This is a genomic window from Mycobacterium sp. (assembly GCF_019243155.1).
GTDB lineage: Bacteria > Actinomycetota > Actinomycetes > Mycobacteriales > Mycobacteriaceae > Mycobacterium.
The window spans coordinates 1-10,185 of sequence record NZ_JAFAUS010000211.1 but is presented as its reverse complement, the minus strand read 5'-3'; the positions used below and the strand labels follow the sequence as shown (position 1 = coordinate 10,185).

Annotated in this window: 10 protein-coding genes; 5 read left to right on the top strand and 5 right to left on the bottom strand. The window is 67.2% G+C overall.

Annotated elements, in window-relative coordinates:
- On the top strand, positions 1–906 hold a 906-nt coding region (locus JOZ00_RS10445), incomplete at its 5' end, for a helicase-related protein (protein ID WP_293343418.1).
- Positions 903–2,042: an acyltransferase gene (locus tag JOZ00_RS10440; protein ID WP_293343416.1), complete on the top strand. Its 1,140-nt coding sequence runs from the start codon at positions 903–905 to the stop codon at positions 2,040–2,042. The genes JOZ00_RS10445 and JOZ00_RS10440, both read left to right, overlap by 4 nt.
- Before the next feature lie 19 nt (positions 2,043–2,061).
- Here the strand turns inward: JOZ00_RS10440 and JOZ00_RS10435 are convergent, their stop codons facing one another.
- The 4 genes from JOZ00_RS10435 to JOZ00_RS10420 all read right to left on the bottom strand — a co-directional run bounded on the left by JOZ00_RS10435 (position 2,062) and on the right by JOZ00_RS10420 (position 6,640).
- Positions 2,062–2,646: a TetR/AcrR family transcriptional regulator gene (locus tag JOZ00_RS10435; RefSeq protein ID WP_293343415.1), complete on the bottom strand. Its 585-nt coding sequence runs from the start codon at positions 2,644–2,646 to the stop codon at positions 2,062–2,064.
- A gap of 5 nt (positions 2,647–2,651) precedes the next feature.
- Complete coding sequence (locus tag JOZ00_RS10430) at positions 2,652–3,887, bottom strand: cytochrome P450 (protein ID WP_293343413.1); 1,236 nt, start codon at positions 3,885–3,887, stop codon at positions 2,652–2,654.
- Positions 3,888–4,021: 134 nt separating this feature from the next.
- Positions 4,022–5,383: an FAD-linked oxidase C-terminal domain-containing protein gene (locus tag JOZ00_RS10425; protein ID WP_293343411.1), complete on the bottom strand. Its 1,362-nt coding sequence runs from the start codon at positions 5,381–5,383 to the stop codon at positions 4,022–4,024.
- A 9-nt stretch (positions 5,384–5,392) separates the two neighbouring features.
- A complete protein-coding gene (locus JOZ00_RS10420) occupies positions 5,393–6,640 on the bottom strand; it encodes an MFS transporter (RefSeq protein ID WP_293343409.1) in 1,248 nt (415 codons plus the stop codon).
- A 69-nt stretch (positions 6,641–6,709) separates the two neighbouring features.
- On the opposite strand from JOZ00_RS10420, the gene JOZ00_RS10415 reads away from it, so the two are divergent.
- The 3 genes from JOZ00_RS10415 to JOZ00_RS10405 are packed head-to-tail and all read left to right on the top strand — an operon-like array spanning position 6,710 to position 9,734.
- On the top strand, positions 6,710–7,537 hold the full coding sequence (locus JOZ00_RS10415) for a uracil-DNA glycosylase (RefSeq protein WP_293343420.1): 828 nt from the start codon (positions 6,710–6,712) through the stop codon (positions 7,535–7,537).
- Complete coding sequence (locus JOZ00_RS10410; RefSeq protein WP_293343408.1) at positions 7,534–8,664, top strand: FAD-binding protein; 1,131 nt, start codon at positions 7,534–7,536, stop codon at positions 8,662–8,664. The genes JOZ00_RS10415 and JOZ00_RS10410 overlap by 4 nt, the downstream gene beginning before the upstream one ends.
- Positions 8,665–8,702: 38 nt before the next feature.
- Positions 8,703–9,734 (top strand): LLM class flavin-dependent oxidoreductase, encoded by a 1,032-nt coding sequence (locus JOZ00_RS10405; RefSeq protein WP_293343407.1) that lies wholly within the window; start codon positions 8,703–8,705, stop codon positions 9,732–9,734.
- Positions 9,735–9,753: 19 nt separating this feature from the next.
- Here JOZ00_RS10405 and JOZ00_RS10400 read toward each other — a convergent pair.
- The coding region (locus JOZ00_RS10400; protein ID WP_293343405.1) for an EAL domain-containing protein at positions 9,754–10,185 on the bottom strand (432 nt) is incomplete at its 5' end.

Genomic DNA, 10,185 nt, shown 5'->3' with positions numbered 1-10,185 from the left:
GAAGTGGCCGAAAAGCTGCGTGCGCGTGGGTTTTCCGCTGCCGCCATCAACGGCGATATCGCACAGGCGCAGCGCGAACGGACCATCGCCGCGTTGCGGGACGGCAGCATCGACATCCTGGTCGCCACAGACGTCGCCGCGCGCGGGTTGGACGTGGAGCGGATATCGCACGTGCTCAACTACGACATCCCGCACGACACGGAGTCATACGTCCACCGGATCGGGCGCACCGGCCGGGCCGGTCGTTCGGGCACCGCGCTGCTGTTCGTGTCCCCGCGAGAGCGCCACCTGCTCAAGGCGATCGAAAAGGCAACGCGGCAGACGCTCACCGAGGCCGAACTGCCGACCGTCGAGGACGTCAACGCGCAGCGAATGGTGAAGTTCGCCGACTCCATCACCGACGCGCTGGGCGCTCCGGGGATCGAGCTGTTCCGCAAGCTGGTCCAGGACTACGAGCGTGAGCACGACATCCCGATGGCCGACATCGCCGCCGCGCTCGCGCTGCAGGCCCGCGACGGTGAGGAATTCCTGCTGGCCCCCGAGCCACCGCCCGAGCGGCGCCGGGAGGAACGCCGGGATCGCTCTGGAAAGCCAAGGCAGACAAGGCCATTCACCACATATCGGATCTCGGTGGGGAAGCGGCACAAGATCGGCCCCGGCGCGATCGTCGGTGCCATCGCCAACGAGGGAGGCCTGCATCGCAGCGACTTCGGCCACATCGCCATCGGGCCGGACTTCTCGCTGGTGGAACTCCCGGTCAAGCTGCCGCCCGCCACGCTCAAAAAGCTTGAGCGAACTCGAATCTCCGGTCAGTTGATCAACCTGCGCCCGGAGACGTCGTCCGAGAAGTCGCGCGACAAGCCTCGTCGCGAGGGTGGCAAGCCACATAAAAGACGCGCTGAATGACGGTGTCCGAAGAGCAGGACGCCCAGGGCGGCCTGGAGCAGACCTCGCACGTCGACCGTGTCGCGTCACTGACCGGCGTCCGCGCCGTGGCCGCGCTGCTCGTCGTCGGCACCCACGCGGCGTACAGCACCGGCAAGTACACCCACGGCTATTGGGGTCTGGTCGGCTCCCGCATGGAGATCGGCGTTCCGATCTTCTTCGTGCTGTCCGGCTTCCTGTTGTTCCGCCCGTGGTTGAAGTCCGCCATCACCGAGGGGCCACCGCCTTCGCTGAGTCGCTATGCGTGGCACCGTGTTCGGCGCATCATGCCGGCCTACGTCATCACCGTCCTGTTCGCCTACGTGCTGTACCACTTCCGCAATGCGGGTCCCAACCCCGGGCACTCCTGGTATGGGCTGTTCCGCAATCTCACGCTGACGCAGATCTACTGCAACGGATACCTGGGCAAGTATCTGCACCAGGGGCTGACGCAGATGTGGAGCCTCGCGGTGGAGGCGTCCTTCTATTTGTTGCTGCCGCTGTTGTCCTATGTGTTGTTGGTGCTCGTCTGTCGACGACGGTGGCAGCCGAGGTTGCTGCTCGGCACGCTGGCCGGGCTGACGTTGATCAGCCCGGTGTGGCTGGTCTTCGTGCATATCGACCACTGGTTTCCCGACGGCGCGCGGCTGTGGCTGCCCACGTATCTGGCCTGGTTCCTCGCCGGCATGATCTTGGCTGTGCTGCAGGCGATGGGCGTGCGCGGCTACGCGTTTGTGGCCATACCGCTGGCAACCGTCTGCTACTTCATCGTCGCCACACCCATCGCCGGTGCACCCACGACATCGCCGGCATCGGTCACCGAGGCCGTCGTCAAAACCTGCTTCTATGCCGTGATCGCCGCGCTCGCGGTGGCACCGCTGGCGCTGGGGGACGACGGCTGGTATTCGAGGATGCTGGCCAGCCGCCCCATGGTGTGGCTGGGGGAGATCTCGTATGAGATCTTCCTGATTCATCTGGTGACGATGGAATTCGCGATGGACTACATCGTCCGGGCCCACGTGTACACCGGTCCGATGCTGAACCTGTACGTCGCGACCGTGGTGGTGACGATCCCGCTCGCCTGGTTGCTGCACCGTTTCACCCGGGTGCGCGACTGAGCGGTCGTCAGAGTCGCGGTTAGCCGCGCGCGGAAACCGGCGTCACGATCGGCACGACGAACTCCTCGAGCATCGCGCGCTCGTCGGCTTCGTCGTGACCGGGGAACATCAGCAGTGACGTGATCACTCGAACCACCCAGCGCGCCCTGCGCTCCACGACGGCGGGATCTTCTGCGCCGAGCGAGTTGACGAATGCGGCGGCCATGGCAGTGATCACGTCGGATTGTTCGGCCAGTTCCCCGGCGATCGGTGGGCGGGTGACGGCGAACCACGACGCCAGCGCGGGACTGCTGCGCACCATCTCCAGGGTCGCGATGATGCTCGCGATCAGCCGTTCCCGGGGCTCGTCGATGCCGCTGATCCGCTCCTTGATCGCGCGGCTGAGCCTACGGGTCTCGCGATGCACGTAGGCGGTCCGCAGGGCCTCGCGGTTCTCGAAGTATCGGTACAGTGTCGCGCGGGAACAGCCTGCGGCCCGGGCGATTTCGTTCATCCCGACGGTGGCCTGATCCTGCTGGGTGTAGAGCTGCTCGGCCGCGTCGAGTATCCGGTCCGCCGCGACCTCGGTGCGGCGGGACCCGAGCCAGTCCTTACTCTTGGGCATCAGGACTACACTCTAATCGGCACCGACAGCGGCCGCCGGACGTAGCTGCCGCCGGCCCATGTGATGCCCGACCCGTCGACCTCGAATTCCGGGCAACGAGAAAGCAATTCGGTCAACGCGACCCGGGACTGCATGCGAGCGGCGGCCGCACCCAGGCAGTGGTGCGCGCCGTGGCTGAAGGTCAGGATGTTGCGCGGGCAGCGGTTGACGTCGAGTTCGCCCGCGTCCGGCCCGTACTGGCGCTCGTCGCGGTTGGCCGACCCGTACAGCAGCAGCACTCGGCGTCCCGCCGGGATGTTGGTCTCCTCGATCGTCACATCGTGCGTGACCGTGCGGGCCAGGCCCTGAGCCGGCGAAGTCAGCCGCAGCAACTCCTCCACGGCGTCGGGGATCCGGTCGGGGTTGGCTACCAACAACTCTCGCTGGTCGGGTCGTTGATCCAGCAGCGGCATCGAACCGCCCAACATGCCGGTGACGGTGTCGTTGCCGCCGGTCACCATCGTGAACGTGAAGGCCAGGATCGACAGCGTGCCGGAGATGTCGCCGTCGGCGCCGACTCCGGCGGCGACCAGGTGGGAGATGGTGTCGTCCTCGGGGTCGGTGCGTCGGCGTTCGACCAACCCGGTGAAGTAGGCCATCATCGACCCGACCGCATCGCCGACGGTTTCCAGCGCTGCCCCGACGCCGCCTTCGGCCGTGTTCGCCGCGACGATGGCCTGCGTCCAGCCGTCGAATTGGGCCCAATCCTCTTCGGGCACACCGAGATAATGCGCGACCACCATCGACGGCAGCGGCTTGAACAGCTCGGTGACGATGTCGCCGCCGCCGTTAGAGCGCAACCCCTCGATGCGCTCCACGACGAACTCGCGAACCTTCGGCTCCACCGCCGCCACCTGGCGCGGCGTAAAACCGCGCGACACCAGCTTGCGGAATTCGGTGTGCACCGGAGGATCCTGCATGACAAACGGCGGGTTGTCTTGCAGCCCAATCATTTCCAAATCACCGTAGTTGACGGTGAGTCCCTGTGCGGAGGAGAACGTTTCGTGATCGCGGGCCGCGGCCCAGACGTCGGCGTGCCGGGACAACACGTAGTAGTCGTCCTCGGGATGCTTAGGCGGGACCACGTGATGCACGGGATCGTGGTCGCGTAGCGCGCGGTACATCGGCCAGGGATTGGGCCAGGTGTCGGCGGTGGCGAGCTCGAATTTGACCGGTGCGTTGTGAGACATAACCGCAGTCATGTCTCATTGGTACGACAGTGTCGACAAGATGTCAACCGTGTCGAGTGTGCATTGGTGGCTTCGAGTGTGCGTCCAGGGCGCGAAAAAGCGCCCGAATCCCGCCCTCAGCGCACACTCGCGCAACGTCAAAGAAGCTAGATCGCGGCGCCGGGATTCAGGATGCCAAGCGGATCCAGCGCCTCCTTGATGCGCCGGTTCAGGTCCATCGCCTCGGGCCCCAGGTACCCGTCCAGCCACGGTCGCTTCAGCCGGCCGACGCCGTGCTCGCCGGTGATCGTGCCGCCCAGCCCGACGGCCAGGTTCATGATCTCGCCGAACGCGACGTGGGCCCGCTGCTCCATGGCGGCGTCGGCGGGGTCGTACACGATCAGCGGATGGGTGTTGCCGTCGCCGGCGTGCGCGATCACCGAGATCATCAGGTCCCGCTCGGCCGCGATGCGAGCGATGCCGGTGACCAGCTCGCCCAACGCCGGCAGCGGCACCCCGACGTCTTCGAGCAGCAGTGCGCCCTTCTTCTCCACCGCGGGGATGCAGAATCGCCGGGCGACGATGAACGCCTCGCCCTCGTCGGGGTCATCGGTCGAAAACACTTCCGTCGCACCATTTTCGGCGAACACCGAGGCGATCACCTCGGCGTCGTCGGAGCCGGCGCGGCCCCGCTCGTCGGACCCGGCCACCAGCATGGCCGCCGCGCCGCGGTCCAGGTCCATCCGCAGCGTGTCCTCGACGGCGTTGATCGCCACCGAATCCATGAATTCCAGCATCGAGGGCCGAAGCCGGGCGGATACCCCGAGCACCGCGTCCACCGCGGCTTCCACGGAAGCGAAGCTGGCCACCACCACGCTCGACGCGTTCTGGGCGGGCAGCAGCCGCAGCGTCACCTCGGTGACGATGCCCAGCGTCCCCTCGCTACCCACGAACAGCTTGGTCAGCGACAGCCCCGCGACGTCCTTCAGGCGCGGGCCGCCAAGCCGGACCGCGGTGCCGTCGGCCAGTACCACCTGCATGCCCAGCACGTAGTCGGTGGTGACGCCGTATTTCACGCAGCACAGCCCGCCGGCGTTGGTGGCGATGTTGCCGCCGATGCTGCAGATCTCGTACGACGACGGGTCCGGCGGATACCAGAGGCCGTATTCCGCGACGGTCTTCTTCACCTCGGCGTTGAACAGGCCGGGCTGGCACACCGCGGTCCGGGTGACCGGGTCGACGGAGATAGCACGCATCTTCTCCGTCGACAGCACGATCCCACCGTCGAGCGCGGTCGCCCCGCCGGACAGGCCGCTGCCGGCGCCGCGCGGCACGACCGGAACACGGTTGGCGGTGGCCCAGCGCAGCACGGTCTGCACCTCTTCGGTGCTCAGCGGCCGTACCACGGCCAGCGGCTTGCCGGCCGACGGATCGAAGGCGCGGTCATGCCGGTATCCCTCGGTGATGGCGGGATCGGTCACCACCGTCCCGTCGGGCAGCTTGGCGATCAGGTCGGCTATCACGTCCACGCCCGAATTTTACGGCCCGGCGTCCTCGGCATACTCGGGTTCCTTGTCCAGCTCCCGCAGCGACGGCAGGCCGCATGCGACGAGGCCTATCAGCAGAATGGGCACCGCCAGCGCCAGGAACGTCGCCTTCAGCCCCGCCGCGTCGGCCAGGGGGCCGGCCACCAGCAAGCCCAACGGGCCCGCCGCATACATCAGCCCCGTCATCACCCCGACCACTCGGCCGCGCAGATGGTGCGGCGCCCGAGTCTGCATGACGTAGTTGTAGATCGGCTGGATCGGCCCGTAGACCAGGCCGATCACCCCACATAGCACCAGGATCACCGGCAACGGCGGCAGGAACGCGATGCCGACGGCCGCGGCACCGAAGATGAGGGTCGCGGTCAGCACGGCGGTGCGTCGCCGCGTGCGTTTCGAGAGCGCGACATAGCCCAGCGCGCCCACGACTCCGCCGACGCCGAGGGCCGCCAGCGCCCAGCCCAACTGCGCGGGCTGGTGATGTTCGCTGAAGTATTTGGGGAATAGCACGCTTTCCATCGGCAGGTAGAGGGCGGTGACAACCAGGTCGATCAACCCCAGCGTCCGCAACACCCGCAGGTTCCAGACGAAGCGGATTCCCTCGGCGACCCCGGACACCAGCCCCGCGGGCCGGGTCGCATCGTGCGGTTTGCCGGTGCCGGCGAGCCGCAGCGCCCCAATTGCGATGAACGACAACCCGAAACAGCCCGCCGTGACCCACATCGTGTTGATGCCGCCGACCGTGGCGATCATCAACCCGCCGATACCCGGGCCGACGATGTAGGCCAGGTTGAGTATCGCCTCGTAGACGCTGTTGGTGCGGTCCAACGACCAGCCGGCGCGGGCGGCGGCCTCGGGCAGCATCGACTGGCGCGCCGTGGTCCCCGCGGGATCGAAGGCCGCCGAAAAGAAAGCCAGCACGGCCAGCTCGGCGACGTTGATCGCGTCGCCACCGAAAGTCCATGCGATCACCGGAACGGCCGCCACCGCCGTGCCCGACAGCGAGTCGGAGACCAGCGAAATCCGACGACGGCCGAAATAGTCGACCGCGGTACCGGCGACGAGTGTGGAGAGCACCAGGGGGAGCGTCATGGCGGCGGCGACGATCGACGCGTCCTTCGCGCTGTCGCGGTGCTGCAGGGCGAGCCACGGAAACGCGACGATCGAGATGCCGGTACCAGCGGTCGCCAGCAGCGTGGCGAACAGGATCAGGAACGCCGGGCCGCGGCTAGTATGACTCATGGATACCGCGGAGAATCTAACCGCAAATCGGCACGGGAGCCAGTGGATTTCGTGGTCACGTCGGTGCGAATGCAGGATGTTCATGTGCTTGTCCACCCACGCACCCGCCAGCCGTTCGGTTCTCCGGTTGCTCCCGGTACCGGCTGGCCGGGCGATCGCGCCACCCCGCGGACCCCGGCCGCGCCCGATGCGGCACGGGTCGAGGTGCTGGCTGCCCAAGCCGAATCGATAGCCGAACTCGACGCCCTGAGCAGCGTCTGCCGGGCCTGCCCTCGGCTGGTCACTTGGCGCGAGGAGGTTGCCGTCCTCAAACGGCGCGCCTTCGCCGATCAGCCGTACTGGGGGCGTCCCGTGCCGGGCTGGGGATCCGAGCAACCGCGCCTGCTGATCGTGGGGCTGGCCCCCGCCGCCCACGGTGCCAACCGGACCGGACGGATGTTCACCGGTGACCGGTCCGGGGACCAGCTCTACGCGGCGTTGTACCGGGCCGGGCTGGTGAATCAGCCGACCAGTGTGGACGCCGCGGATGGGTTGCGGGCCAACGGAGTTCGGATCGCCGCCCCCGTGCGGTGCGCCCCTCCCGCCAACGCGCCGACGCCGGCCGAGAGGGACTCCTGCTGGCCGTGGCTGCAGGCCGAGTGGCGACTGGTGTCCGATCATGTCCGCGTCGTCGTGGCCCTGGGCGGATTCGCGTGGCAGATCGCGCTGCGACTGCCGGGCCCGTCCGCCGCGCGCAAGCCGCGGTTCGGCCACGGGGTCGTCGCGGATTTGACCCCCGGCGTGCGCTTGCTGGGCTGCTACCATCCGAGCCAGCAAAATATGTTTACCGGTAGGTTGACACCAGCAATGCTCGACGAAGTTTTTAGCGATGCAAAGAGGCTGGCGGACATTCGGTGACTGAAGTTCTGATTTCCGGCGCAAGTGTTGCCGGTACTGCGGCGGCATATTGGCTTGGACGCCACGGCTATTCGGTCACTCTGGTGGAGCGGCATCGGGGGCCCCGACCGGGTGGGCAGGCGATTGACGTCCGCGGTCCGGCGCTGACCGTGCTGGAGCGCATGGGATTGCTGGCCGCGGCCCAGAAGCGCAAGACGCAAATTCGCGGCTCGTCCGTCGTCGACCGTGACGGCAATGAACTGTCGCAGGACACCGAATCGACGCCCACCGGTGGTCTTATCGACAGTCCGGACGTCGAGCTGTTGCGTGACGACTTGGTCGAATTGCTTTACGGCGCAAGCCAATGGACTGCCGACTACATCTTCGATGACACGATCACCGCGCTGGACGACGACGGCGACGCGGTCACTGTGACCTTCGAGCGCGCGGCGCCACGCAGTTTCGACTTGGTCATCGGCGCCGACGGATTGCACTCCAACGTGCGCCGGCTGGTTTTCGGTCCCGAGGAGCAGTTCATCGAGAGGCTGGGCACCCACGCGGCGATCTTCACCGTGCCCAATTTCCTGGACCTGGACTACTGGCAGAAATGGCACTACGGCGACTCCACGATGGCCGGCGTCTACAGCGCCCGCAACAACACCGAGGCCCGGGCGATGGTGGGCTTCTGGGAAAGCGACCTGCGAATCGACTATCGCGACACCGAGGCACAATTCGCCGAGCTGGAACGGCGGATGGCCGACGACGGGTGGATACGCCCGCAGCTGCTGGAATACATGCGGACGGCCACCGATTTCTACTTCGACGAAATGTCGCAGATCAAGATGGACCGCTGGTCGCGGGGCAGGGTGGGTCTGGTCGGCGACGCCGGATACTGCTGTTCGCCGCTGTCGGGACAGGGGACCAGCGTCGCACTGCTGGGTGCCTACGTCATGGCCGGCGAGCTCGCGGCCGCCGCAAAAGGCGGGACAGACGACTACGCGGCCGGTTTCACCAACTACCACCGCGAATTCAACGACTACGTCAAGCGCAACCAATGGCTCGTCGTCGACAACATCCCGGGCGGTGCCCCGATACCGCAGGAAGTCTTCGACCGGATCGTCAATTCGATCACCCTCAAGGACTACTGACCGGGAACGTTCGCGTGGCATCCGGCGTTGATGGCAGCGTGCGTCTTTCCGTCCTCGACCTCGTCCCGGTTCGTACCGATCAGACGACCGGCGACGCGTTGGCGGCCACCGTGCAGCTGGCGCAGGCCGCCGACCGGCTGGGTTTCACCCGCTATTGGGTCGCCGAACACCACAACATGCCGTCCGTGGGTGCCACCAGCCCGCCGGTGGTGATCGCGTATCTCATCGCGCAGACCTCACGGGTGCGGCTCGGTTCGGGTGGGGTGATGCTGCCCAACCACGCGCCGCTGGCGGTGGCCGAGCAGTTCGCGCTGCTGGAGGCGGCCGCCCCTGGCCGCATCGACCTCGGCATCGGGCGCGCGCCCGGCTCCGACCCGGTGACCTCTTATGCGCTGCGGGGAGGACAGGACGGCCGCGACATCGAGAACTTCCCGGACTACCTCGACGACGTGGCGGCGTTGATGAGCGCGCGGGGGGTCCGGGTTCCGCTGCGCTCCGGCGACTACACCCTCAAAGCCACTCCCGCCGCCGTCGCCGAACCGAGCCTGTGGCTACTGGGCTCGTCGATGTACTCGGCGCAGTTGGCCGCGGCCAAGGGCCTGCCGTACGTGTTCGCCCATCACTTCTCCGGCAAGGGCACCGAAGAGGCCCTGGAGATCTATCGCTCGCGATTCAGGCCGAGTTCGGTGGCCGCGGAGCCCGTGACGTTCCTGACGGTGAACGCCGCAGTGGCCGAAACACGCGAGGAGGCAACGGCTTTGATGTTGCCCAACCTGCAGATGATGGCGAGGCTGCGGACCGGGCAGCCGCTCGGGCCGGTGCCGCTGGTCGAAGAGGCTCAGGTCGCGGAGCTGACTGGGCAGCAGCAGCGAATCGTGGAGAGCGGGTTGGAGCGCGCCGTGCTGGGCGCGCCGCAAGAGGCCGCTGAGCAGGTCCGCGCGCTCGCCGCCCGATTCGGCGTCGACGAGGTGATGGTGAACCCGGTCGCGTCGGCCACTCGGGGTACCGACCCCGCATCGGCGCCCGGCCGGGTCGCTACGCTCGAGCTGCTGGCGAAAGAGCTTTTCTAGTAACGCTTTTCGGAGTCGATCAGCCGACCTGCTCGGACTGGGTCGCATTGCTTTCCGGCGCGTGGCCGGCAATCCAATCCAGCAGATCACCCGACGGCAACGGCGGGCTGTGCACGAAGCCCTGGGTGATGGTGACGCCGTATCGGCGCAGCGCGCTCAACGTGACCTTGTCCTCGACCCCCTCGGCGACCAGGTCCGCGCCGAGGCTGTGTGCCAGCGCGACCGTCGACCGCACGATGGCGACCGACCGCGGGTCCTGGGCCAGTCGAGCGACGAATATTCTGTCGAGCTTCAACTCGTCAACCGACACATCCTGCAGGCGTGCCAGCGACGACCATCCGGTGCCGTAATCGTCCAGCGAGATGCGGACGCCGAGCCGCTGCAACGCGGCGACGGTATTGCGGGAGCGCGCCGAGTCCACCAGCGCGCTCTCGGTGATCTCGACGATGAG